The organism is Fibrobacter sp. UWB12, assembly GCF_900142485.1.
Classification (GTDB): Bacteria; Fibrobacterota; Fibrobacteria; order Fibrobacterales; family Fibrobacteraceae; genus Fibrobacter.
Genome location: NZ_FRAZ01000004.1, coordinates 341,226 through 367,164 on the forward strand (window position 1 = coordinate 341,226; position 25,939 = coordinate 367,164).

Genomic DNA, 25,939 nt, shown 5'->3' on the forward strand with positions numbered 1-25,939 from the left:
ACCTAGTGTTTCTCGACCACTCTACCCAGCGGCGTCTGCATTTGGCGCCGCTGTTCTGCATATATAGTCGGCGCCACAATGTGATAAATCGCTTCTTTCACCATCGTCCCGACATTGAAAGCAAACGAGTCAAACACATAGCGATAGCTTTCGATAGTATCATCAAAACCAACCACGTACGGCGCAGGCAATTTTTTCGCCTTGAAATAATCAATCAACGAAGCCGCCACCCAATCGTTTGAACAGACAAACTTATCTAGTGTTGCCGACTTCAAAAGTTCGCCAAGAACGTTATCCAAAAATTTCTGACTATCGATGCCTGAATTTTTCGCCACATCCATCAAGTCGAACGGAGACGCAAAACGTTCGTCCACAAGTGGCACGACTTCTGCCCCTGCTTCGATAAGCCCTTGCAACCTAGCCTTGGACCAAAAACTCGCATGGTACGGCGAAAGATAATGAACCGGCCCCATATTTTTATTCTTGAGGTAACGCCCAACAATCACGCCTGCTTCTTTGCCAAATGCCACGTTGTAGAACGCCCATTTTTTGCGGTTTCGGGCACTGACCGGCACCATGTCCGGCGCGTATTCCCACCAGACCGAAATCGGATTTTTGAACATGGCAAAATGCGCAAACAGTTTTGAAGCATCATTGACAAGCCAAGTCGAGAGAAACACGCCCAAGCAATGCGTATCGTTCTTTATCGAAAACGTGCTACCATCCGACACAAAGAATTGATTCGACGCTTCGTGATACCCGATAAACTTCACCGCAATTTTCTGCTCTGCGGCAATCTGCGCAAACGTGCGAAAAACATCGGATTCGCGTTCCGATTCGATTTTTAAACGACCAAATTCATCTGAACGGTGCACAAACAAAACGTAATTTGATTTTCCGACCGTACGTTCTTCGCTGAAAAAGAACCTGTGCCCAACATGGCGCAAAATTCCCTGCGAACTTTTCTGCATCAAGAACTTTTTTACAATGTACGGAGAAACACCATAACGGTTCGAAAGTTCCTTGCACGAAGGAAGTTCATCAAAAGCATTGAGGACTCCGCTATCCAAATCATTCTGAAATAGACGTTCAACGACAGAATAGACACTTTCTTCGGGTTTCACCTCAAACGATGGTGCAGAACCCCAAAAGCAACCCTTACCGTGAACTAGCTGGATACGGCCATCGGCAGATAAAAGTTTGTATGCCCTATGAACCGTATTGACGGAAAGTCCAAGCCTTTCTGCCATTTTACGCACAGAAGGCATTTTTTCACCGTCTTGAAAACCAGCATTTACAATAGATTTTTTTACGTCTTCAATCAGCAACTTTCAAAACCTCGTCATTTTATAAAATAAAAAAATTTCCTGAAAATAAAATTTGTAAATTTCCCTCTATGAGAATTGGTTTAGTATTTATGCTTTTGGCGGCATGCATCACCGTCGCCGCCCCCGCAAAAAAGGCTTCCGCGAAAAAGTTCAAGGATCCACGTGACGGACACACTTACAAGATTGTCAAAATCGGTAACCACAACTGGCTAGCCGAGAACCTCACGTACAAGACAACAAAAGGCAGCTACTGCTATAACGACGACAAGACGAACTGTCACAAGTACGGACGACTTTACACATGGAAGGCTGCAATGAAAGCCTGCCCTACCGGCTGGAGACTCCCCGACCGCAAAGACTGGAATTTCCTGAGCAAGTATCTCGGTTCTAGCAAGAAGAACGGATTCAGAGTCAAGCAAGCGGGCCAGCGCATCTGCTTCGGCAACAACGATATGTGGAGTCCTTACTGCGAAGAAACCAAATCATCATTCAACGCGTCTGGCAAAAGCGACACGCATTTCGCTTACGAAGACATGGAAAAATCCGCATTCTTCTGGACCGCAACCGAAGAAACGACTTACATTGCAAACTTCGTGACCATCGGCGGTTACAACGAACGTTATGCGGAACGCGCCATCGAAGAGAACAACGCTTTCTCCGTCCGTTGCATCGAGAAATAACTAGCAGCAGTTAGCAAGTAGAAAATCCAGACTTTATAGAAAAGGCCCTGTCCGATGGACAGAGCCTTTTTTCCAAGGAGTTGCTATCATTTTTTTATTTTGTTTTATACAACGGAATAGAGCCCCCGTTATCAAAGACAACATAATCAACATCAGTAAAACGAGAATCCTTTTCTATCTGAAGTGAAATGCGAGACGGACAAATACAATTGGTCGCATACAAGCTTCCTGTATTTTTCGAATTTACATACAAAACACCTTCGTACGCAACAACTTCAAATTCAGCATTTTTCACACCACATCCCAACTGAATATTTTCAAGACGAAGAGTAACAAAGCCGTCACCATCATCAACCATATAGGCTGTCGACCGATTCGAGGCCGTATCCATAGCCACGTCTTGAACATCGGACAATACAGCATTGGACGAGCCCAATAAATCAGCAGTACGTCTATCATTTTTGCAAACAACAACAACATTCTTCGCTTCTTGACGTGGTTTGGTTTCATCAATCGTAATCACATCCATGTCGTAAATATCCATTTTGTTCTGTAAATTTATACTGGAACCATCATCCAAAACAAGCCAACGAGCATGCCAAAACCCTGGATCGTTATCTACAGCAAAACTCACCTTCGACTCACAGAGACAACGTTTCGCATTATCATAATTCATTTTGGCATTCACATAAACAGTTTCGCCAATCACATAAACATCCAAGGTGTCGATGGTGACATCACAAGCAAATGAAATATTTTCTATGCTAAAGCTTGTGCGTTCCGTACCTGCATAACGCAAGGCAACCGGCGGAAGTGCATAATCTTCATCTTTGGGCCTAATTGCTTGGACTGGAGTCGCGCCATCTAGCCAGGGATCATCAACAACGCGGCTTTTGGCACTGCACTGAGCAGTAGCATCTGTAATTATATGGTGAGTCGGGACCGGTGGCGCGACAGAAGACGAACTTTCAACATGAACCGAGGATGACGAGAAAACCGGAACGACAAACGAAGAATAAGCGGGCGTCGAGGACGAAGAAGATTCCACAACCGCGCTCGACAACGCAATTTCGCTTGAAGACGAGACTACTGTTGCACTCGAAGAACTCCTTACAGGGAGCGGTTCAGTCACGACTTCATAAACAGTGCGTTGATACACGAAATACTTGATGTCGGCGTCAAGCGGATCAATATCGAACCATTCATCAGTAAGGCACATGCAATCTGTCGGACTACCATCAAATTGGACTTTTAGCGTATCGAGCACACGCTGGTTATTGAACACAACACTTGCATAGCCGCAAGCATCCGTAATATTTAGAATCACCACATGATATCCAGCTTCATCGACAACCAGATAAGCCTTCGGATTGTCCGCTGCAGTTTTCATCAAGGCATCATACGGATGACCGTAACAGCCCTTTAAATTGAGAGACATGTTGCGCGTGGAATCCAACACGGTTCCGCCACCTTGGCCGTTCCCCCCTGCAGGCGGAATAGCACCCGTCACCGGATCATCGCTACAAGCAGCAAACATAAACGCAGCTAACGCAGAGCAAGCAAAAAACGAAAACTTTTTCATAAGAACCTCCTTTATCTTTTCACACTTCCAATATAACCATTATTTTTTGCAAAATCAATACTTTATGCAACAAAAATTTAGATTTTTGATTAAAAATACAGATTTTTACAGATTTTTATACAAAAATATTCTATATGCAACATCGTGTTGTATATGGGAAAAAAGTCACACACATTGTTCATGCATCCTTAATTTTTCGTATTTTGTATAAAAACTTTTGGAGGGATCATGAAACAGATCGCATTACTTTTAGCAACTATTGCAACATCTTTGATTTTTGAAGCATGCGCGAGTTCCGACCCGCGAGGTTATCAACCTATAGAAATTGGGAACACCGCAAACGAAAAGCAGCTAGTCCGCGAGGGCCGCGATACTCAAACGTATATGAATACAAAAATGCCCACACCCCAAAATGCCGAAAGCACCTATATGGGAGAAATGCCCGAGGCCAAGCTTCATTACGAAGAAAAAGAAGACATCAAAGTCGATGATAAAATTGATTTTGGAAAGATTTAGACTAGCTACAAACAGCTACTTTTTCTACATTTGCTTGCACTATGAGCTTAAAATTTGATACTCCCATTACCGAAGTTCCGCTGTTCCACCAAGGTAAAGTACGTGACATGTACGACCTCGGAGACAGCTTCCTGATGGTCGCTAGCGACCGTCTTTCCGCTTTTGACGTGGTGCTCCCCACCCCGATTCCTGGTAAGGGCAAAATCCTCAACCAGCTTTCGCTGTTCTGGTTCCAGCACCTAGGCATGAAGAACCACCTCATTACCGCCGACGTGAACGAATACCCGGCTGTGCTCAAGAAGCACGCCGACTACCTCCGCGGTCGCTCCATGATCGTGAAGAAGGCTCACCGCCACTCCGTCGAATGCATCGTGCGCGGTTACATCGTGGGTTCTGGCTGGAAGGACTACCAGAAGACCGGTAAAATCTGCGGCCATGTTCTCCCGGAAGGCCTGCAGCTCTGCCAGAAGCTCGAAAAGCCGCTCTACACGCCGAGCACCAAGCCGGACGTAGGCCACGACGAAAACATCAGCTTCGAACAGACTTTCGATATCGTTGGCGAAAAGGTCGCAACGACTCTCCGTGACATGTCCCTCGACATCTACACGAAGGCCCGCGACTACGCAGCCTCCAAGGGCATCATCCTCGCCGACACCAAGTTCGAATTCGGTGAAATCGACGGTGAAACAATCCTCATCGACGAAGTGCTCACTCCGGACTCCAGCCGTTACTGGCCGGCAGACAAGTACCAGGTCGGCAAGAACCAGGAAAGTTTCGACAAGCAGTACGTTCGTGACTGGCTCGAAACTCTCGACTGGGGCAAGACCTACCCGGGTCCGGAAATTCCGGCAGATGTAGTGAAGAACACGCTCGCCAAGTACGAAGAAATCTTCGTGCGCCTCACCGGCAAGCAACCGGAACTGTAATCGTTCTAGTTACGAAAACGGCATTAAAAAACGCAAGCACCTTGCTTGCGTTTTTTCGTTTACTCCAAATAATATTTCCGCAGGGATTCAATCTGAGCCTGTGTCACCCCGATTTTTTTCTGTATAAAGTTCAGTAGCGATCCATATTCCTGATTAATTCGCTTTACCGGGGTTTCCATATACTCGCGTTTGACACTCACCAAGAAGTGCAGAATATCGAGCTGTTCATCCGTCATTCCAGATTCACGACCTTTTTTGGACATCGCTTCAAGTTGCTTGTGGTACGAGTTTTCGGATTCTGCGTAATCGTCTAGAATAGCGTTATCGTCGGCCCCGAGAGCAGCAAGCATCAATACCGCACCAAAGCCGCAGCGATCCTTGCCCGACGTGCAATGCCACAGAACAGGCGCCCCTTTTTGCGCAAGCACAGTTTCGAAGAACGTTCTGTACTGCCGATGTGCATAATCGCTTTCGACAAAATAATTATAAAGTTTGTCTTTCAACGTCTTTGCAATCGGATGGCGAGCAATTCCAAAAAGGAACTCCATAAAGTCAACACCCGTTGCAGGCACCACCTGTTCTTTGTTAAAGGCATCGCCATGCATCGATTCGTCAAGAACGGGAATCAAAATGGACTGCATTCCATCAAGCAGTTTATCCGGCTTGCGCATATACTCAAAATCAGAACGGAAATCAATCACCTGATGAACGCCAAACTCGTCGCGCAGACGGTGTAAATCATGATCCGTAGCCTTAGATAAATTGCCACTGCGAAAAAGTTTATTATGCTTGACACGACGGCCCCCCGCCAAGATGCCTCCAAGTTGTCTAGCGTTATCGATACATTCAAACTTCAAAATATTTGCCATAAAATCCCCTTTTACGATACTAATATAATGAAATCGATTCCATTTTCAAAATCCATATACGTAAAAACCCCGAAAGTCTTAAAAACTTTCGGGGTTTACACAGTCCTTACAATAGACTAGCCGAGCTGGTCACTCCAAGGAGGTGGTTCAGAACCGCTTCCTTGCATCAAGTTGAGTTCATGACGCAATTCAACAATTTTCATCTCGGGAGATGTGTATTCTTTTTTCTGTTCTTGTTCTTTTTTCATATTCTTTTGTATTCAATTGTTTAAGGTTTGGGGGTTAATGTAGTAAATTTTTTCCATAATAGGCACCACGTACCTTTCGAGCATCCTTGTTCACAGAACGCCCCTTGAGGTCGTACACGCGCTTTACGCTATTCGCACGGAATTCTCCACTGCGGGTATTGAACTGGCCAATGACAGTCGTGTGTTCTTCGCCATTCTTGTCTTTACCCACAATGACCAAATTCATCTGTTCCGGAAGTTCATCCTTTATAGAAGCCACGTTGCGGTTCGCATAGTAGCCATTAGCGCGAACCGTGCTCGGCACATTGTGAATCAAGTAAGCACGCAGCGGACGGATACTGGCCCCAGCAGCGACTTTAACAAACTGACCAACAGACACGTCACCTTCAGAAGAAGCGGCAAAGCCGTAAACTCGGCCCAAATCCGGACTGTCCTCGGTCCACTTCATGAAAGAATATGTTCCACGGAATTCCCAGCCATCCTTTTCGGTAACGGCATCGCGAGTCGTTTCCAAGACTACAGAGCCAAGAATTTCAAGAGACTTGTCGCTCATCTTGATCATATACGGAGTGTAAGCTCGCAATTCAACTTCTTCCATTGATTTTTCCCATACAACCTGCATGGCCACGGCCTTCTTTTTATTTTCATCCAAGACAATGCCATTAAACGAAAGAACAGAATCAACACCAACTAAAAGGCTAGTCTTTATGTTGAACGGAAGCACTATGGTAGAATAGCCTTCGGTCGTAAAATCGCGTTCAAACTTCACTTCGTCAACTTCAATTCTATCCGTTATTATGAAATCATCTTCCCCGATGTAGTTTCCGTTGATTTCGGCATGGATCTTACCCTCACCGTCTTGTGTAACGACGATATTCGGCTTGACCGGACGCAACGTTTTGCCAGCGACAACGTCAAGCTTGTCAATAAACTCACCAACCCAATCATCCCATTTAAAAATGGAACCTTCAAAAACATTGCCTTCGCCATCGGTGTAGAGAACATTTACTGCTACTTTAACAAAGAAGCCACTTTTAGGCCCCAAATCATCAATATAAGTATAGCGGTTAGTCGTGACGGTAGCCCCAGCAAGTTCAACACCAGAAGACGAACATGAGGGTCGTGCAGCAAAGCCACTACCTTCACCATCGGCAAAGACCTCACCAGCATTTAAATGTGCTACAGAGCCACTCACATACACGCCATAACTGCTTTTGTCTTTGGCATGTACAGTAAGAGAGCCTCCATTTACATTAACATCATACCAAGAACCAATAGCATAACTGAAATTGTATTCATCGGAAACTCCTGTCGCGGTCGCATCGACATCGCCTCCGTTAATTTCGATTCCTCCAGAACCCAAAATTCCTCTGAAACCAGCTGCGGTAACAGAACCGCCATTGACGATAACGTTCTCATCGCTAGCATAAATACCACAACCTGAATAATCAGCTGAAGAAGAACCAGCAGCATCGACTATGCCACCGTTAATCACGATTTCTCGAGCCCAAATACCATCACCTTCTTCCGAAACAGCCTTGACAGAGCCTCCATAAACGGTAAATGCATTAAATACATCTATAGCGGTGCTATTTTCCGCATAGACCTCGAACTTTCCCATATTTTCGCCAGTGCTCTGGGCATAGACGGCCAGATTCCTAAACGACATATCGAAATCCTTATTCTTCGCAGTCAGCTTGGCACCATCTGCAAGAATCAGGTTGACATCCGGTCCCAAACGGTTCCAATTTTTGTCAATTTGCAACTCGAACGGCAAATAATGCCCCTGGGCTTCATCATACGTCACTTCGCCCTTGACCACAAACCAGCCGCCATTCTTGAACATCGGATCGTCCGGAGATTCGTCACCGACAAGCTCGATGTAATCTGTAATAGTCTTCGTCTCGCCATTTTCGTCAATGTACTTGACAGGAGGCAACTCTTTTTTCCATTTGGCATACACCGTAATATCCTGTGAAATTTTTTCATTCCAGTCAAATTCCGTCTTAAAATCTTTATCGGTGTACCAACCCGCAAATTTATATCCCTTGCGCTCAGGGTCGACGGGCTTGGTCGGGGTTGTACCAGCAGCAAGTTTTTGAGACTCAATAGAAATATTTTCATCGCCTGTTTCAAAAGAAATCTTATAAACTGGAGTGAGGGTTTTGCCAGCGACAACGTCAAGCTTGTCAATAAACTCACCAACCAAATCATCCCATTTAAAAATGGAACCTTCAAAAACATTGCCTTCGCCATCGGTGTAGAGAACATTTACTGCTACTTTAACAAAGAAACCACTTTTAGACCTCAAATCATCAATATAAGTATAGCGGTTAGTCGTGACGGTAGCCCCAGCAAGTTCAACACCAGAAGACGAACATGAGGGTCGTGCAGCAATGCCACTACCTTCACCATCGGCAATGACCTCACCAGCATTTAAATGTGCTACAGAGCCACTCACAAACACGCCATAACTGCTTTTGTCTTTGGCATGTACAGTAAGAGAGCCTCCATTTACATTAACATCATACCAAGAACCAATAGCATAACTGAAATTGTTTTCATCGGAAACTCCTGTCGCGGTCGCATCGACATCGCCTCCGTTAATTTCGATTCCTTCATAACCAAAAATTCCACTGAAACCAGCTGCGGTAACAGAACCGCCATTGACGATAACTTTCCTATCGCCAGCATAAATACCATAAGTAATACCAGCAGCATCGACTATACCACCGTTAACCGTGACTGAACCAGCCCAAATACCATACTCATATTCTTCAAATGAATGAGCCTTGACAGAGCCGCCATAAACGGTAAATGCATTAAATACATCTATAGCGGTGCTTTTTTTCGCATAGACCTCGAACTTTCCCATATTTTCGCCAGTGCTCTGGGCATAGACGGCCAGATTCCTAAACGACATATCGTAATCCTCATTCTTCACAGTCAGCTTGGCGCCGTCTGCAAGAATCAGATTGACATCCGGTCCCGTACACTGCCAGGTTTTTTCAACTTGCTGCTTGAACGCCAAAAGATGCCCCTGGACTTCATCATACGTCACTTCGCCCTTGACCACAAACCAGCCGCCATTCTTGAACATCAGATTGTCCGGAGATTCGTCACCGGTAAGCTCGATGTAATTCGTAATAGTCTTCGTCTCGCCATTCTCGTCAATGTACTTGACAGGAGAAGGGGTAGGCACGGCCCATGCGGTTGAAGAGATTAAAAACATCACGAGTAGGATTAAACCTATTCGCACCTTTTTAAATACATTTAAATTATTCATTTTTTGCATTCCTTCTTTATCGTTAAAAACAAATAAGCCCGACGGAATACCGACAGGACAATTTTTACAACACTTGTAAGAAAAGCTAAGCAGTTGTGTGAAAAACAACTGTTCAGAAATATAAAATGTTGCGTTTTTTAACATACAAACGCAAATTTAGACAAAAGTCTATAATACTCCCATAGCCCATTTGGGTTATATGTATCAGCTATAAATGCTACTATTTTTTCAAAATTCTAAGCAAGCCTTGCTTATTGTATTCGGGAGCGTCTTTAGAGAACAGGCCCTTGAGTTCCTGGCGAAGCACATACTTTTCACCCTCGCCCCAATCAATGACACTCCCCGACTTTGCCGGGATTCCATCGCCAAACAAGCAATCCGCAGCCATCAAGAGAGCTTCTTCCGGGTCTTCGATTGTAGTCGAGATACACAAATCCGGAAGCGAGAACGTAGCAAGTCCAAGCGTATAGAGGGTCTTATCATCCTCGCCTTCGATAATGTTAATCCACGCATCCATCGGATATTCGCCAGAACCTAACGTATCTCGGAATTCATTTGCAGTCCAAGCGGTTCCCGACTGTTGCATATAAACGCCTACGGCGCCTGCTGTAAACATTTTCAAAATGGCAACATTCACCATTTCGACATCGTTCATGCTCTTTACGTTTCCGAGCAAGAACAACAGCGATTTATGAGCAGAGAGCGATTGTTCTTCTTCGGCGGTCAATTCGCAGTGTTCCTTGAAGATGTCCAGAACATCAGCCGAAGCCGACTGGCGCACAACATTAAAAAGCACGCTGCATCCGGGAATCATCACCGTTTTTGCATCAGCGGCAACCTTGACATTTTCGGTAATCGCAAAAATTTCATCAACAGCTACAGGAATCGGGAACGCAAGGACAAACTGGTTCATAGACATCTCTCTTTAAATAATTCGAACAATATTTTCGACAGCCGAGCGAAGCAAATTTGAATTTCCAAGCTTCGGCATTTTGACACAAGATTCAAAAGACTTGGCAAGCGTATCGGCGTTCAACTGGTCCGCCTTGATTTCTACAGCATAGCCAGCCTTCGACAAATCATGCGCAAGGACAATCTGTTCAAACTGCCCTGGAGTCGGAACAAAAATACATTTTGCACCAAGTTCTGCCATGTCCATCACCGTGCTGTACCCGCCTCTGCTCACCACATAATCGGCACTTCGCACGGCATCTGCAAATTCTGGCGTTGCCAAATGCGTATGGAACTCGATATTTCCTTCGGTCCACGTCTTATAGCCAGCAGAGGGCTTCCCTAGAATCATCATGTGGCGGCCAGGAATTTTCAAAAGCGCTTCGCGCAACTGCAATTCAAACTGCGTGCGTGCAGGTTCCACGCCCGACACAACAGCCACGACCTTGTACCGCGCAGATTTTTTAGCATCCATCGATGCATCAGAGACATTCCATTCCACGTTCGCAGAACGCGCCATAAACTCAGACACGCTCATCAAGTCGACATCTTTTTCAAGATCGACATTTTCTGGAATCGGCGATTTTCTCTGCACTGCAGGCAAAGTTTTCTCTGAAAATCTCGAAAGCGGCCCCACGTAACGAAGGGGCTTGTCGCCCGGAGTCGCCCCCGAATGAGAAAGCGAACCCGCATAGCCCGGGAAAATTTCCATGTCGGGAACCCAGACTTCATCGAACTTACGCATAATATTGGCATGCCATATTACACCGACTCGTTCAAACGCGGCAAAAGAACGCGGGAACGCAATTCGCCGCTGGTGCGTCATGTAAATGCTATAAGCCCTCTTGGAATAGAACGCAAAACGATTGTCCGAAAATAGCACATCGTAACCATGACGGTCGACCATTTCTTCGGCAAAATGGTGTTCATAACGCATGACTGAATTCAAGTGCATGCTGTTCTTGAGCAGCCAAAGCGCCATGTTGTAGCCGTGTTTCGGATATACGATGTTATAACTTGGAGCCAAGCGCTGTCGAAGTTCCGGAAATACTTCACGGAAAAAATTCGCGTTCGCCTTGACTACAGCGAGTTCAACCTCAGCTCCCGCCCGCAAGAATTCGCGGATAACGGGCACACAACGCGTTGCATGCCCAAGCCCCCAATCTAGCGGTGCTACAAGGACTTTCAATTTTCAGCCTCAAGCCAGGCGTGCGCCCAATCGCCATGGTCGCAATCCTTGTTATCGCCCATCAACACACGCAAATTAAGCGATTTTGCGCCCTTGATATTGAGTTTCAGACGTTCCTTGTCCGTTGTATAAAGTTTCTTGGAACGATAGATTTCACGGCCATCCGCTTCCACAGCAAAGTAGGCGCCATCGCCGCAAGCACTTTCATCATCAACACCAATAACAGCGTAGAACCAATCGTAATTGCGAGAGAGCGAATACATCAGAGACGAATTTGCATGGCTACCAACGCCATAACGGAACGGTTCTCCATCAAGCGTCAACTTGTGATGTTCCACCGTTGCATCCATCTGCGGTTCACCCCATTCCTGGACAAAAGTCTGCATTTTAAGTCTGGAGAGAAGCGCCACTTTTTCACCTTCGATAAAGAAATCCCTGTACGTTACAAGCGTATCTTCATCTGGCATGGAGCAGCTCAAAACAACTCGATTCATACCCGGGCGAATTTTTGCAGAATCAAGAAGCAACGTATCGGCGTTGTTCGAGACAAGCATTTCGCCTTGATCCTTATCGTTCACCTTGTAATCGCAAGCAATCGATTCCGGGAAGCGTTTGTTCACGACAATCATTCCGTTCGATTCTTCGGTCACCATGAAGTTTTGAGCATAATGCGACACGCCCTTCTTCGAAAGGATCTTGTAAATAGCAAGTCCGTAGCCGAAATCTTTGGCGTTCATCAACACACGTTCGTTCTTGAAATCATTGAGGATATCGTCAATCTGGTCAGTCGTCTTGAAACCAACGACGCGGCTTGCGCGATTCACCTTGCCATAGCCATCCTGACCACGAACGAGATAAATATTTCCGCCCGATTTCTGCAACCATTCCGCAAATGTTTCAGTACTCCAGCTCTTGAACGAACTTTCGCTAAACGAAGTATGTCCAGAAGCAAGCATCTGCCAAGGTCTTGCATAAATAAACACGGAATTTTTAGGATACTTCGCAAGTTCCGTATTCAAGAAGTCTTCTTCGGCCAAAAGCTTGTTCTTGTAATAAAGCATGTTCGATCTGTAGCTCGGGGCATGGTAAACCATGAGCCCAATCGACAAAATGCATGCCGCACCGGCAACAATTTTTGCCGCAGCGTCATTTTTCATCTTAGTCGTAAACGTGAGCGCATCATAAAGGCCAAGCGCCATCAAAAGCGCAAACAGCGGAAGCGCCACAAGCACATAACGCTGGTTAATGTCAATCGTAAACGTACCGGACACGTTCAAGAGAATCACGAAAATCTGCACGCAGAACGTGATGCCAAGAATAAAACCGCGCACGTAACGGCGAGAGTAAATCATGCGGAACAGGAGCCACACCGTCGAAGCAAGCAAAATCACGGTAAACGTCGTGTAGAACGGATTTTCCATGATACCGCCAAACGAAGCATCCGTCTTGAGGTTCATCATGACTTCGATGTTTGTCTTCAAGTTGAACCAGAAATTTTCAAGCGAATGAGCCGCATGCGTGCCACCCTGGAAATCATAGCCGCGATACGCAGCCATCGTATTGATCGAAGGCCAGCTTACAATAATGACCGATGCAACAAATGCCGGCAAGCGGTAAGACTTTTCAAGGAAATAGCGGTAATAGTAAAGCGCGAACGGGATAAACGCAAACACCGTTTCTTGGCGGGTCTGTGCAAAAAATCCAAGCAGCGGAACCGTCAAAAGGAAATGCTTCCACGTGACCTTGTTCGTCGGCACAAAAGCATACCATGCCATCAGAACCGCAAGCAAAAGAATATACAGGACTTCGGTCGATGCGGAACGCGACTGCAACAAGTAAATCGGCATACCGCCTAAAAACGCCGTTGCCGCAAGCGCAAGTTTATCGCTCTTAAACCATTTGCAAAGCGCTAGGAAGAAAGCGATTAAGCTCAAGATATAGAACGGATAGTTCACCATCAAGGCGGAATCGCGATTCGGTTCCATGAAATTGAACACAAGCGAATAGACAAATCCAAGAGCCTTTCCCTTGAAGTTGTTCACTTCCGTCTTGCAATCCAAAACGCCATCGGTCCAAATGCCTTCGTTACAGACACCGCCTGTATGCTGGAAATACATCTGGAGTCCCATCGATTCCCAGCTTGTCTCGTCGCTCAAGACTCGATGCGTATTGCCGATGTTTCCGAAAGTGAACACCGAGAAGACGATGAGCAAAAGAGCAAGTCCACAAAAACTTTTGCCGCTCGGCAAGAACGCCTTCACATTTTTTGCAACAAACGGAGCATTGACGACAATCCCCGCCACAAGCAAAAGGAACGTGACAAGAATGGAGTAATAACCCCACTCGATATCCCAATGGCGTGCATACGACACGGATAAGTTATTGAATATAAGGAAAGCGGATACAAGTACAGCTACTGTAACCACCAACATGACATTTTGAGGCTTATCCCATTGAAGGGAATTTTTCCATTCCATAAAGGACTGACGCAAAGATTTCTGCTTCACACCATCCCTTCCTAACTGTTCTTTTTTCATAGTGCATTAAATATAACATTATTTTTTGCACAAGATTTTAAGGGTTTTGGCGAGCACAACGAATAAATCTTCAGCATTTTAGTCCGAATGTTCTATATAATACACCTCGTCCCCAAAACTCTCATTTTTTCATAAAATTCAAAAAAATTTGAATCATATCACCGCTAAAACAGTGGAAAATCAAATCTATTTTGTTTATATTCTTAAAGAGGATTTATAGAGAATTTTAAAGGAGTTAAAAATGTTTTACAAACATTGGAAGAAAATCGCTCTAGCGCTGACAGCATTTTTCTGGAACAGCTGCGATAACGCGCCGACATCAGTCGACAGCAGCGGAGCCAATCTGTCAAGTTCTTCTACAGACTCGCAGTCCAGTTCTTCTACGGACAACAATCAATCCAGCTCTTCAGTGGTGGCACCAGCTTCTAGCAGTGTTCCGTTATACGGGGTTATGTCTAGCATAGCCGAATCAAGCAGCAGCTTCGAGCAGATTATGCCAGCATATGGTGTTTACAGCCGAGTCACTTGTTACGAAGACGGTAAGGGCGTCAAAACAAACGGCGAAGTCAACGTAACAAAACTCATTTGCGATGATGGTGTCAACTGCAAGGAACACGAAGTGCTTAAAGCCGGAGAACCCTTACCATGTACACCAATCGACGACGGCGACCTCAAGGGAGCCGTAGCTTGCCCCGATTATGGCATTGTTTATGTCTCCGAAAAGACTTACGACTGTGATGGAGTCAAATATAACGAGGCCGAATTCCGCACACGCTACGATAGGAAATACACCACAAAGCCCGCAAGTTCCAGCAGCACCGAACAAAGTTCTAGCAGTCAAGTTACATGCAGTCTAGATCCAACCTCGTTTTTTTACTACAATCGTTCAGAAAAATACACGGAACGCCAAGCCATATCTAACGCCACCGACCGAGCTAAATGGGAAGGTTCTGGGAAAATCGGTGAAATTATCAGGGAACAATTCAAAGACAAAGATGTTCCCAAATGCCTTGAAGACATACAGGAATCTCTAGAAGAAAGTTTTGTCGCTTTGTACGGAGCTCCAGGGAACCCCATCCCAAGACAATACAAGTGCAGTGACGGCACAACATACCCAACTGAATCATACCTTGAACAACAAAAATTTGACGAAGAACAGGCAAAGAAAAAGCCCCAATACGATGAAAAATACAATGAAGTTTACAAGGAAGAAACCGAAAAACTCGATAAGGAAATCGAAGATTGCTTGAATTCCGAAAAAAACGATGATTAACAAATAACCGTCATGTTATACAAATTCTTAAAATTTATATTTCTTTCGGCACTCACTTTTGTGTGGGGAGGTTGTGAAAGCAAAGACCATGCTGTAGCCGGTTATGGTTGCATCTCGACCCAATGCTACAACACAACTGCGGTAAACGACGCAGGCAAAGCATTCGACATCATTGAATGCGAAAACGGAGATAAATACTTAAGGCATCCGGGAATTTACGAGAGCTATTTAGCGCCAAACGATTTACCCCCAGGTGTTGAAGTTTTCGCTCCACAGCAGAAGCCGGGCGCAATAGGGTGCGGTGTTACAAACTGCACATACAGCGAACAAGATCTTTGCGTGGACGGATTCGTTTTAGACGAACATGGAAACGAACAACCCGTCGGTGGATGCTACCCCACCATCAATTGTCCGGAGAAAAAATAATGTTCTACAAGCACTGGAAAAAAATTTTTCTCGCAATAGCAGCATTTTTCTGGAATGGTTGTGGCGACAACGCATCATCGAGCGACGTAAGAGGGACCTGCACCTTTTCGGGTGGAGCATGTCCAGAATATGGCGTTGATATGTATGTTTGCGAAAACCCTGAAGATTTCCAATCTCCAGACTCGACCAAGTGTACCTATGTCAAACGTTTTCCATGCTCCGATTTCTACAAATGCGATGACGGTTTATCTTGTGACAAAGTCGAAGGCGAAACCATTTTCACTTGCTATGACAATCAAGAGCATGTAACGACTTACACCGAAGACGAATTTAAAGCAATGTACGATGTAAAGGAACCAGAATGAACTTACGCAAGCACTGGAAAAAAATTCTACTCACGACAACTGCCTTTTTCTGGGCGGGGTGTCACTATGAAGACGATGCACAACCCCTGTATGGTGTGTACTGTCCGCCAGAAGGCTGCAAAAATCAAGAAATTGAAAGCAGTTCGTCAGAGGCTAGCGCGCCAAGTTCCAGCAGCGTCGTCGAATCCAGTTCCAGCGAGACGCTAGAATCGTCTAGTTCCGAATCTACAAGTTCCAGCTCAGGCGAAGTAACATGTGCGCCCGGAGATTCACTCGTATCGTATTATCCGCCTTCTTATTCAGCTGATATAGCCAAAATGAATGCTGAAGAAAGGGCTAAACGCACCGGCTTTAATAAAGTGGACAGTATCCATAATGAATTGCTAACGCCGCCTCAGTGTCTCGCGGATTTACGTCAGCAACTTAACGATTTCGTTGCCCTGTACGGAGCCCCCGTCAATTTCCCCAAAGATTCTGTTTGCAGCGATGGCACAACACGCCCGACAAAAGAATACCAAGAATATCTGCAAATGAAAGAAGAATGGGAAGCTAATAAGCCCGCTCTAGATGCAGAATGCCAAAAGATTTACGACGAAAAGCTAGAAGTCATCCAGCAGAAAATCAAAAAATGTCTGAGCAATTCTGACACCACTAAAAAAATTGCTTGTGAAATTGAAGCCATGTGTCCCGTATATGGAACAAATTCAACATGTTCTAACAACTACAATTGCGAAGACGGCGCTGAATGTTGGGACAGCACAAACAAAACTGTTAGATGTACCGATGGAAACGGGAATGAAGTCACATACACCGAAGAAGAATTTAAGGCAAAATATTACGGAAAACGCAATTATTAAATTGAATTTTTCCTAATCCCTAAAACATAATACATATAGCTTAAACATGTTCTACAAACACTGGAAAAAAATAGCTCTCGCCCTGACCGCCTTTTTCTGGGGCGGTTGCAACGATAATTCAACATCCAGCAAAGAACAGGTCGCATGTTCTTTTATAGGAGAATGCCCCGAATATGGCGTCGCCGGCTATTATTGTGAAGATGGTATTTCCCCGGACGATAACGGTCAAAACTGTACATATGTACCAGAACCTACATGCTCCATATTCTACAATTGTGATGATGGAGTTTCTTGTCTGGTTGACGAAGGAGGTCATGTTCTAAAATGCAGGGACAAACAGGACAAAGATTTTTCGATTCAGGATACCGAATTTTTTACCAAGTATTATATTGATCCAGATAAATAAAAAAAAACTAAATTCTAAAGCCTATGCAACTCTCTCTTAAAAAGAAACTCGCTCTCGAAGCTTATCGCCTTTATCGCCACAACGAAATCAAGGCTCACCCGCTCACGTATTTTTTCTGGGAATGCACGCTCCGCTGCAACCTGCACTGTTTGCACTGCGGTAGCGACTGCGTAAAAGACGCTATCCCCGACATGCCCCGCGAAGACTTTATGGCTACGCTCGACAAGCTCGCCCCGCACATTGATCCAAAACACTTTATCGTGGTCATTACCGGCGGCGAACCCTTGATGCGCCCGGACCTCGAAGAATGTGGTCAAGAAATCAAGAAGCGCGGCTACCCCTGGGGCATGGTCACGAACGGTCTTGCAATGACTCCCGAACGCTACACACGCCTGCTGAACGCAGGTCTGCGCTCGCTCACCATCAGCCTTGACGGTCTCGAAGCAAGCCACAACCATTTCCGCGGCGATCCGCATAGTTTTGAGCGAGCGCTGCGCGCCATTGACATGGCCGCCCACACCGAAGGTCTCACCTTCGATGTGATGACCTGCGTGAACCGCGAAAATCTCAAGGAACTCCCGAAAATTTTGGACATGCTCCTGAAAATCGGCGTAAAGCGCTGGCGCGTTGCAACAGTCTTCCCGAAGGGTCGTGCCAAGGACAATCCACTGTTCCAGCTCACGAATCAGGAATTCCGCCAGGTGTTCGACTTTATCCGCGAAGTAAAAAAACTGAACGTCATCAGCGTGAACTACGGCTGCGAAGGCTTCCTCGGCAGTTACGAGAAAGACGCCCGCAACTACCCGTTCTTCTGCCGCGCCGGCGTAAACGTCTCTTCCGTGCTCTGCGACGGAAGTATCTCGGCTTGCCCGAGCTTGCGCGGCGACTACATCCAAGGCAACATCTACAAGGATGATATTTGGGACGTATGGCAGAACCGCTACCAAGTGATGCGCGACCGCAGTTGGGCTAAAATTGGCGACTGCAAGACCTGCAAATACTGGCGCTACTGCGAAGGTTCCAGCCTGCATCTCCGTGACGAAAAAACGAAAGAGTTGGCTTACTGCCATGTTCATCGCTTGGAGGCTGCGGGAGCGTAAACCCCAATTCATTACAAGGAGGAGAAAATTTATGATTTCATTCATCCGCAAGCAGTGGGGAAACTTTGCTTTCTCCCTAGCCTCTTTCTTTTGGGCGGGGTGCGGCAACGGAGAAATATCAACCGCAGATGATATAGATTGTAACGTGGACTTATATGCTGAGGACGACACTAAATGTCCAACCCCAGATATCAAAAAATACATAGAAACATCTAGCAGTTCCGTAGAATCTTCGAGCAGTTCTATTCCACGCATGTCTGCGCCCGCATACGGCATCGACCCTGTTAATTGCTACACCACATCCATAAAGAATAGCGAAGGTTCTTCGTACCAAATTTTTGAATGTGATAACGGATATAGATACCTTAAAGATTTCCGCGCGTATCCGGAGGAGCTAAAAAGCACCCTTCCCGAAGACATTCTGTGGAGAAAGCCCTATCAAGGAACAGAAGGCAAAAACTGCAATTTCAACGGAGTACCTCTATGTGTTGACAAATGGGACACCAACCAAAACGTTTTGAGCGATAGCGGATGCGAACCCACCATAGAATGTCCAGACAAGCCTGAAGAATAGCAATACTCGCCTAAGCAGGCCCAATATTAATCGAACAACGAGCAAAAAAAAGGCGCCCGGTTCCAAAGAACCGAGCGTCTTTAATTTCAAATGTATTCCGAATTACTTAGCTTCGAAATAGTAGGTCTGGAGTGTCTTTCCGTCCTGGGAGAGCTGAATAATCTGCTTGCCCTTCGGGAGGTTGCCAGTGATCTTGAAGAGGTTTTCAGCAACGTATTCGACCTTGAGATCGGTTGCCTTATCCTTGACCGGGAACACGCCCTTCGTTTCGCCTGCGCCAAAGCCCTTGCAGTCCTTGTGAGAAGCGATCGGAGCGACGACAGCCGGATAGGTCTTAGCCGTGATTGCGGTAGACACAGAAGAAGAGTTGTGGTAGAACACTTCGAGTTTGCCTTCGATGACTCGCGGATCCGGGAGGTTCGTTACGGCAGAAGTAACAGCAGCCGGAGCGGCGGCCTTCTTAGCCTTCTTGCCCTTCTTGCCTTTCTTCTTGACACCAATCTTTTCAGCAAGGCTTGCTTTTGCATCACCAGCCTGCTGCTGCGGCATAGTCAAGCGGTAACCAGCGATAGATTCATCGCAGTTCGTGGAGTAAACAACCCACTTGTTATCAATCTTGAGCGGGCCTTCCGGAGTACCCTGGTACAGACCCGGATCAACCTGTGCGCTGTAGATATAAAGAATGAGAGAAGCGTTCGGATTCTGTTCCGTCGTTTCAATCTTCATACGGGTCTTCACATACTTAGAACGACCTGCATAAACTCTATAGGCGCCAACCGGGACCTTGACAAACTTGAACTTGCCCTTGCGGAGTTCCTGGTTGAATTCATACTTCTTGGAAAGAGTGGTGTAAATCGTGGAGTCCATACCAACAGTCGGCATTTCCAACGGTTTGTTGGTGAAAGCATCACGGACTTCACCTTCGATAGTACCAGTCTTACCGTTATCGCAAGCCGTCATAGCGAGAGCAATAAGGGCTGCGGCACAAATGCTAAGTTTATTTTTCATTTTGCGTCCTCTAGGGTTAATAAGACAAAAGCCTCCCTAAATTAGGGAGGCCCCAAACTTTAAGAAGATTAAGCTTCTTCTTCAGTCTTGACCGGAACAGCCTTGCGAGTCTTACGCTTTGCAGAGGTGATGTTAGCACCGCCGCCATAACGCTTGTTGAAGCTGTCGATACGGCCAGCCGTATCCACGCGATGCTGCTTGCCCGTCCAGAACGGATGGGTATCAGCCGTAATTTCCAAGGAAATTACGCTATATTCAACACCATCGATAGTCTTCTTTTCGGCGGAAGACTTCGTGGAGCGGGTGATGTATTCTTTACCCGTATTCGCATCGACGAACACGACCGGTTGATAATTAGGGTGGATACCTTCTTTCATTATAAAACTTCCTGTGAAGTAATTGTTGAGAGCCAAAATTTAGTTGAATTTCGTGATTTTGGCAAGCGGAAGCCTCATTTTTAGTATTTTTATAGCATGAAATCTTTATTGTTGCTCAGTTTATTGCTTTTACTCGCATGCGAAAACGACCATCCGACCATTAAAATCATCGAAGTTAACAAGAAAATGGTCCTCGAAGAATGGCCGGATAGCAACTATATTGCCTCGCTGGACTCCATTTTACGTCTCGAACCGGTCAAAAAAGGGAAAGACTCCGCCGACGTAAACCTCAAGATGAACGCATTCAAGGCGCCGACATTCAAGCTCCCGCCGTCCGTCACCGGAAAGAGCTCCAACCGCAAGTCCGGACTGAGCAAACCGCCGAAACAGGTCAAGCAGGCCGCAGAGGCCTCCAAGCCAAGCAACAACGCCGAAAATTTCGTCGCCAAGTTCTCGAACGCGCTCTCCGCCTTGCAGTCCGACCCCTCGAACAAGAGTCTTTACAAGGTCGTCACCGCTAACGATGGCGAAGATTTGTTCAAGCTTTTACGCAGAACGTACGGAGCTGGCACTCAAAACCTCCCCCGCTTCTATGTGCTCTCGGCACTCCAATCTGTGAACGCAGGCGTCATGCTCGAGCACCTCAATGCCGGCGACAAAGTCCGCGTTCCGAGACTCTAAAAAAGCGTTTTTACACCGAACCCTAGCACACCGTCCAAATAATCGCACCCATTGCGGAGCGCATAATAAATGCTAAAGCTCCACGATTTGCGGTACTGCGTAAACCCAACGCCGTAGTCATGCTCGCCCGCCCACCCATGGAAAGGCTTTATCCGCCTATATAGCCCCGGCTGATAAAAGAGCTCAATCGACAAATCATAACCATCCTGCCAAAGCAAAGCGGCCTGCGAAAATCCATACGCGCGAGTCCGCACAAAGCCATACATCATTCCCTTGAATGAGTTGATTCCCCCCAAAGCAAACAAGTCCTCACGAGCGAAAGAACCTCCCGACGGAAGCAACGCCCCTGCTGCAGCCGAATACCGCATAATGAAATTCTTGTACAAGGGCACATAATGCGTGAACGAAGATTCCAACCGCAAATAGCTATCCAGCGAGTCCGGGCGATCCATCAGCCACGCTAACGAAACGTCAAACGAAGTTCCTCGACGGGGCAACATGAGGCGGTCAAACGAAACATATGAAAGTTCAAAAGTCGAGCTCTTTTCATCATTGCCTATGCCCACAAACGCAGCAACATCAATGCTAAAGCCAATGTTCCGCGATACGCCAACCTCTAGCCGTGAATTGCGCGACAGCGAATCGTCCTCAAAAAATCCGCGAACAACGACATCCCACGCCGACCCGAAGATAAAGCGTTCTCGATACGAGCCCTCTATACGGCGGGACTCTTTTTGCGAATAACCTTCCATTTGCAAATCACGCCCTGTACCCAAGATATTGAACAAAGCGAGATTCACCTTGCCTTCCCAAACGTTCTCATCGCTTGAGTATGTGAGGTAGCCTTCTGCCGCAGAAATCGGAAGCGCACGCATGGAATACGCGGGAATCACACGATGTCGCACAGGATCTCGGAACAAGCGAACATTTGCAGTCTGTTCGTAATAGCCCAACCGGGAAAGCCTATTTTCAGAGCGTTCCAAATCCGTCAGCGAAACAGAACCACCTACTTCAAGCCCAGTCAACAAACTAAAAACATCAACATCTGTAGCGCCAGAATCCAAATTTTCAGGTCCGGCCCACACCCAAGCACTACCTCGATCAAACATGCAATGCATCACGCCCGCGCTATCGACATTCACATCTAGCTTTGCACCAAGAAACCCATGGTCCTCATAGTAGCGCAACAACTTTTGTCGAGTTTCCCGCCAAGAATCGCAAGGCATACCGACAGCAGCTTCCATCGACAGTTCATCAAAATCGCTGTGTTTTCCATCCCACTCGATACGCTCAATACGGCATGTCGAAGCAAAGCTCTCACCAATGCCGAGCGTCATAACAAGCATCCAAATAAAGGAGCAAAGCAAAGTATTTCGAATCCACTGTAACATACTAGAAATACGCCTTAGCCTCGCTCGACAATTTTTGAAACACATTTTCTTCAGCATCACCAAAGCGCAAAATATAACGGAGAGAAAGAGACAAGAAATTATTCACCTCGACCGAAACCATGGTTTCAAGCCTGTAAGTCACACCATCGCTAAAGCCGGACATCATCTGGTAAGGAATTTCGCCATCACGTTCATTCATTTGTATTGAAGCAAAAGAAACATGACCGTCGACAAGCCCTTCTTTTTCATAACCCACGCGGATTTCTTCTTCCCAAAGATATGCACCGAATGAAGATTTCAAATCATCTTCACCAGAACCTTCACGATAACGGATACGCGGTTCTAAACGGAAACCAGCGGGCAATTTCCACGTGTATTTTCCTGAAATATCCCAAATATTCCAATTCAATCTTTGAAGAGCGGTCAAATTGACCGATTCAAAAACATTATCTATACCAATGTAATGATCTTCGTTTATTTTTAAACCCGCCGAAATCTTATGATCGAAAATATCCTGATAATATCCGATCGAAGACATTTTCTTTTCGTATAAAGCACTTGGATTATACTGCGCCATCACTCCTGACGGATGGTCCCAAGCAAGAGTCGCTTCCCATGAGACAGTTCCCGCAGTCACCGATTTTAACCCCGCAGGCACAACCGGAGGGAAATAAATCTTTTTACCCGTTGTATCTTCAGCTTCAGAATGGTACGATGCGCTAAGCGTTATATCGCGCAAAAGTCCCTGATTAATTCCGAGCGAAACACCCGGATTCCATTCCAACGAAGCTTCAAGCGATGCATTAGACGAAAGCACGGCCCCAACTGAGTCGTTGCGGCCCATTCCTTCATAGACAAAGTCACCATTGTCTACACCTTCAATAAAAGCTCCCGTAAGGCTATCATAGCGCACATCACCCGTTCCCTTCGCCACAGCCTTGTAAATAGCCGTGTAAGTCTGTTCTGACGTCATTCCAAATCGATAAGCGACAGAGCCCTGCAGCCCCATGTCATCATCGCCAAAATTTGTATTCAAATCACCCACCCATGAATCCGAAGCGCCCAAGGAATCCGATACAGCATGTGAATACTGCAACAAATGCGACAAATTGAATTTGCGGAAATTCGCTTCAGCCGATTGCGTCCAAGTCACAGAATTCACGGAATCGCGCCACCCCTCGCCTTTTTTCATATCATGTTTGCGCACCGTAAGCGTCCCGACCGATTCCCTTACGTTCCACAAGTCCTCATTCAGCGATGCCCCAAAAGCAGTTTTTGCATAACCACGTTCTGATTTGTTTCCAAGCGAATCCACCACGGAATAGCGCACATCGCCATTGCCAAAAGGTCTAAAGAATCCGCGCAAAAACTCCGACGAGAATGTTCCCTGATACCGTTTCTGCTCCACGTTTTGCACGCTAGAAACATACGATGCCGTAAACTCGCTCATGGCATCTAAATTACGATGAACAAGCGACAATTGCGACCGCGAAGAATTCCACTTTTCATCATCGCCACGACGGTACCCCCACTTTGCCGTTCCGAACCAATCCTTGCCCAAGCGGATTCGAAGCGCAAGTTCATCATGGCGCAAGTCGCCTTTCAAAAGCGCACTATCCAAGTCCCACTCGTTTCTAAGCGCATACGCATCCCAATCTCTATCGCTCCCGCTAAATTCAGAAATGGCAAAGCCCTCCTGAACAAAGTTTCCATAAACCGAAAGAGCAACCGGGAACGCCTGCAAATTCTGTGTCGAGTCCGATGTCACGAACCACCTAAAAGCACGACCGCTCGGCCCGCCCACATCATCAGAAACCGTATTGGAATCCATGCGGTTAAGCCCAAGTTCAACATCCGCATAAAAGCGGTGCTCCGCCTGCAAACGAAGCCTTGCGCCCAAGCGTTCCGACATTTTCGGACGATGCAATTCTTGGAGCGACGAACCTGCCCCTAAATTTTCGCCACGGTCATTTTTCAAAAGCTCATAATCAGCACTGTCAAGCGTGCTTTTTCGCATGCGTTCCACGTCATTTTCCAAATGGAATCCGGACACATCAAAGAACAAGTTTTCCATTCGCAGACTACCACGAACAGCATACATCGTATAAATATCATCGTCCAAATAAGCGTCGTATTCCACCGAAATAACATCATCGCTTCCAGGAATAATTCCATTCTTAAAATTCAAAAGACCGCCAGCATAATTCACTTCGTAATCGCGGTTACGGACAAGTTCTACACCGTTCAGCCAAACTTTTTCGGAATTTGGCACCACCGAAATGAACCCCGCCGATTCATCTAAATAATACCCCTCGCGTTGCCCTTGAACACCGCTAAACGAACGCGAATAACGCGTCACCTCGTCCGTACCCCAAGCACCACTGGCCTTGCCACTTACTTTGGAACCGCAATAACGCAATGTTGCCATGGCTCCAAGCGAAGAACGGCTAAATGAAGAAAGCCCCATGGAATTGTCTTCCCATGTAAAATCGCCCAAATGAAGTACAGCAAACGGAGATTCAACCCTGAAATAAATCTGGTCTACTTCCTGTAGTGTTGCCGTCGTCTGGTCACCCGCCTTGCGGTCCACATCCGACAAAAGAGCATCAATGTAAACGCTGTCCGAAAGGCGCCCTTGTATCGAAAGACGCAGTTCCTGATCGACTTGGGTTCCGCCATCGCCCACCGTTACTTGCATCGTTTTATAACCGTGAGTTTCTATTTCTGCATGAGATGAATCAGACGCATCCGTTGTTGCGACAAAATCTGCCGTTTCCGACGCATTTTCTAAAGCATTTTTTTCAAGAATAGAAGGGTCCCAAACCGGGAGTGAATCCACATCCAACGCAAAGGCTAGACTGACAAATAGCAGGCCTAAAGGAATAGACCGCATACAAAACTACCGGGAAGGAGTCACCACGCGGAACTGCCTGCTAGCAAGCAACTTGCGGCCCGCCACCAAATCGACGCTCCATTCGCCAAGCTCGACTAAATCAGATGCAAGCATCGAACTGCAAACATCACCCGTAAGGTTACAAGGCTCGACAAAAATCGTATCTATTCCCAAGAACCAAATGTGGAACAGAGTATCTTCCTGATAACGTGCAGAATTTGTTATAGACGAAAAAACGTAAAGTCGTGTATTTTCTTCGAAAACGCTATCAGCACCGAAAGGCTCCCCATTCACGATATGGCGGCAAACAACGCTATTCGCCGGAGAAAGTTCAATATCGGAATTGTCCGTAAAACTGACTTCGTCATCAATAAAAATCGTGACAACTCGGTGAATAAAGAAACCTAAAAAAAAGGCTATTGCAATAACAGTAGTCTTTCTTATATTTCGCAGTGGCGGAAACCGGCCTGCCACAA

The 25,939-nt window shown here is 46.2% G+C and carries 24 protein-coding genes; 11 read left to right on the forward strand and 13 right to left on the reverse strand.

All coding sequences use genetic code 11. The features are described 5' to 3' along the window. Nucleotides 1-2 precede the first annotated feature (2 nt). On the reverse strand, nucleotides 3-1,328 hold the full coding sequence (locus BUA34_RS08265) for a GntR family transcriptional regulator (protein ID WP_072828252.1): 1,326 nt from the start codon (nucleotides 1,326-1,328) through the stop codon (nucleotides 3-5). 68 nt (nucleotides 1,329-1,396) lie between these two features. On the opposite strand from BUA34_RS08265, the gene BUA34_RS08270 reads away from it, so the two are divergent. After that, on the forward strand, nucleotides 1,397-2,008 hold the full coding sequence (locus BUA34_RS08270; protein ID WP_083579756.1) for an FISUMP domain-containing protein: 612 nt from the start codon (nucleotides 1,397-1,399) through the stop codon (nucleotides 2,006-2,008). Nucleotides 2,009-2,102: 94 nt separating this feature from the next. Here the strand turns inward: BUA34_RS08270 and BUA34_RS08275 are convergent, their stop codons facing one another. Further along, a complete protein-coding gene (locus BUA34_RS08275) occupies nucleotides 2,103-3,590 on the reverse strand; it encodes a hypothetical protein (RefSeq protein WP_072828254.1) in 1,488 nt (495 codons plus the stop codon). A 228-nt stretch (nucleotides 3,591-3,818) separates the two neighbouring features. On the opposite strand from BUA34_RS08275, the gene BUA34_RS08280 reads away from it, so the two are divergent. Then, on the forward strand, nucleotides 3,819-4,106 hold the full coding sequence (locus tag BUA34_RS08280) for a hypothetical protein (protein ID WP_072828255.1): 288 nt from the start codon (nucleotides 3,819-3,821) through the stop codon (nucleotides 4,104-4,106). A 41-nt stretch (nucleotides 4,107-4,147) separates the two neighbouring features. Further along, entirely contained in the window at nucleotides 4,148-5,032 is an 885-nt protein-coding gene (locus BUA34_RS08285) for a phosphoribosylaminoimidazolesuccinocarboxamide synthase (RefSeq protein WP_072828256.1), read from the forward strand. A 59-nt stretch (nucleotides 5,033-5,091) separates the two neighbouring features. Here BUA34_RS08285 and BUA34_RS08290 read toward each other — a convergent pair whose 3' ends face one another. From BUA34_RS08290 to BUA34_RS08310, 6 genes are all read right to left on the reverse strand, one after another. After that, the gene (locus BUA34_RS08290; RefSeq protein ID WP_072828257.1) at nucleotides 5,092-5,901 is read right to left on the reverse strand and encodes a tyrosine-protein phosphatase; all 810 of its coding nucleotides are present in this window, start codon (nucleotides 5,899-5,901) and stop codon (nucleotides 5,092-5,094) included. 116 nt (nucleotides 5,902-6,017) lie between these two features. Next, nucleotides 6,018-6,149 carry a hypothetical protein gene (locus tag BUA34_RS16170; protein ID WP_256375019.1) on the reverse strand — a complete coding sequence of 44 codons (132 nt, stop codon included), beginning with the start codon at nucleotides 6,147-6,149 and terminating at the stop codon, nucleotides 6,018-6,020. 34 nt (nucleotides 6,150-6,183) lie between these two features. After that, on the reverse strand, nucleotides 6,184-9,351 hold the full coding sequence (locus BUA34_RS08295; protein ID WP_175545431.1) for an InlB B-repeat-containing protein: 3,168 nt from the start codon (nucleotides 9,349-9,351) through the stop codon (nucleotides 6,184-6,186). A gap of 304 nt (nucleotides 9,352-9,655) precedes the next feature. Beyond that, nucleotides 9,656-10,348, reverse strand: a complete 693-nt coding sequence (locus BUA34_RS08300; RefSeq protein ID WP_072828259.1) for a hypothetical protein — start codon at nucleotides 10,346-10,348, stop codon at nucleotides 9,656-9,658. A gap of 12 nt (nucleotides 10,349-10,360) precedes the next feature. Further along, nucleotides 10,361-11,575, reverse strand: a complete 1,215-nt coding sequence (locus BUA34_RS08305; protein WP_072828260.1) for a glycosyltransferase — start codon at nucleotides 11,573-11,575, stop codon at nucleotides 10,361-10,363. Further along, nucleotides 11,572-14,082 (reverse strand): NPCBM/NEW2 domain-containing protein, encoded by a 2,511-nt coding sequence (locus BUA34_RS08310; RefSeq protein WP_254794387.1) that lies wholly within the window; start codon nucleotides 14,080-14,082, stop codon nucleotides 11,572-11,574. The genes BUA34_RS08305 and BUA34_RS08310 overlap by 4 nt, the downstream gene beginning before the upstream one ends. A 271-nt stretch (nucleotides 14,083-14,353) precedes the next feature. Here BUA34_RS08310 and BUA34_RS08315 point away from each other — a divergent pair, with 271 nt between their 5' ends. From BUA34_RS08315 to BUA34_RS08340, 7 genes are read left to right on the forward strand one after another with little or no spacing between them, the layout of a single operon-like run. Next, nucleotides 14,354-15,385: a hypothetical protein gene (locus BUA34_RS08315; protein WP_139255904.1), complete on the forward strand. Its 1,032-nt coding sequence runs from the start codon at nucleotides 14,354-14,356 to the stop codon at nucleotides 15,383-15,385. 12 nt (nucleotides 15,386-15,397) lie between these two features. Next, nucleotides 15,398-15,811, forward strand: a complete 414-nt coding sequence (locus BUA34_RS08320; RefSeq protein ID WP_072828263.1) for a hypothetical protein — start codon at nucleotides 15,398-15,400, stop codon at nucleotides 15,809-15,811. Continuing rightward, nucleotides 15,811-16,176 (forward strand): hypothetical protein, encoded by a 366-nt coding sequence (locus BUA34_RS08325; RefSeq protein WP_072828264.1) that lies wholly within the window; start codon nucleotides 15,811-15,813, stop codon nucleotides 16,174-16,176. Before BUA34_RS08320 ends, BUA34_RS08325 begins: the two co-directional genes overlap by 1 nt. Beyond that, nucleotides 16,173-17,033 carry a hypothetical protein gene (locus tag BUA34_RS08330; protein WP_072828265.1) on the forward strand — a complete coding sequence of 287 codons (861 nt, stop codon included), beginning with the start codon at nucleotides 16,173-16,175 and terminating at the stop codon, nucleotides 17,031-17,033. Before BUA34_RS08325 ends, BUA34_RS08330 begins: the two co-directional genes overlap by 4 nt. Nucleotides 17,034-17,079: 46 nt before the next feature. Next, nucleotides 17,080-17,439 carry a hypothetical protein gene (locus BUA34_RS15750; RefSeq protein ID WP_139255905.1) on the forward strand — a complete coding sequence of 120 codons (360 nt, stop codon included), beginning with the start codon at nucleotides 17,080-17,082 and terminating at the stop codon, nucleotides 17,437-17,439. Nucleotides 17,440-17,462: 23 nt separating this feature from the next. Next, nucleotides 17,463-18,539, forward strand: a complete 1,077-nt coding sequence (locus BUA34_RS08335) for a TIGR04133 family radical SAM/SPASM protein (protein WP_072828266.1) — start codon at nucleotides 17,463-17,465, stop codon at nucleotides 18,537-18,539. A gap of 31 nt (nucleotides 18,540-18,570) precedes the next feature. Further along, entirely contained in the window at nucleotides 18,571-19,113 is a 543-nt protein-coding gene (locus BUA34_RS08340; protein WP_072828267.1) for a hypothetical protein, read from the forward strand. Between the two features lie 102 nt (nucleotides 19,114-19,215). Here BUA34_RS08340 and BUA34_RS08345 read toward each other — a convergent pair whose 3' ends face one another. Together BUA34_RS08345 and BUA34_RS08350 are read right to left on the reverse strand one after the other, a co-directional pair. Then, nucleotides 19,216-20,121 (reverse strand): hypothetical protein, encoded by a 906-nt coding sequence (locus BUA34_RS08345; protein ID WP_072828268.1) that lies wholly within the window; start codon nucleotides 20,119-20,121, stop codon nucleotides 19,216-19,218. Between the two features lie 68 nt (nucleotides 20,122-20,189). After that, nucleotides 20,190-20,498, reverse strand: coding sequence for a type B 50S ribosomal protein L31 (locus BUA34_RS08350; protein ID WP_072828269.1), 309 nt, complete (start codon nucleotides 20,496-20,498; stop codon nucleotides 20,190-20,192). 96 nt (nucleotides 20,499-20,594) lie between these two features. On the opposite strand from BUA34_RS08350, the gene BUA34_RS08355 reads away from it, so the two are divergent. Further along, on the forward strand, nucleotides 20,595-21,179 hold the full coding sequence (locus BUA34_RS08355) for a hypothetical protein (protein ID WP_072828270.1): 585 nt from the start codon (nucleotides 20,595-20,597) through the stop codon (nucleotides 21,177-21,179). Here BUA34_RS08355 and BUA34_RS08360 read toward each other — a convergent pair. The 3 genes from BUA34_RS08360 to BUA34_RS08370 are packed head-to-tail and all read right to left on the reverse strand — an operon-like array spanning nucleotide 21,176 to nucleotide 25,937. Continuing rightward, nucleotides 21,176-22,570, reverse strand: coding sequence for a BamA/TamA family outer membrane protein (locus tag BUA34_RS08360; RefSeq protein WP_072828271.1), 1,395 nt, complete (start codon nucleotides 22,568-22,570; stop codon nucleotides 21,176-21,178). The two genes, BUA34_RS08355 and BUA34_RS08360, sit on opposite strands and share 4 nt — an antisense overlap. Before the next feature lies 1 nt (nucleotide 22,571). Then, nucleotides 22,572-25,463, reverse strand: coding sequence for a hypothetical protein (locus BUA34_RS08365; RefSeq protein WP_072828272.1), 2,892 nt, complete (start codon nucleotides 25,461-25,463; stop codon nucleotides 22,572-22,574). A 6-nt stretch (nucleotides 25,464-25,469) separates the two neighbouring features. Further along, complete coding sequence (locus tag BUA34_RS08370) at nucleotides 25,470-25,937, reverse strand: hypothetical protein (RefSeq protein WP_072828273.1); 468 nt, start codon at nucleotides 25,935-25,937, stop codon at nucleotides 25,470-25,472. Nucleotides 25,938-25,939: the final 2 nt, after the last annotated feature.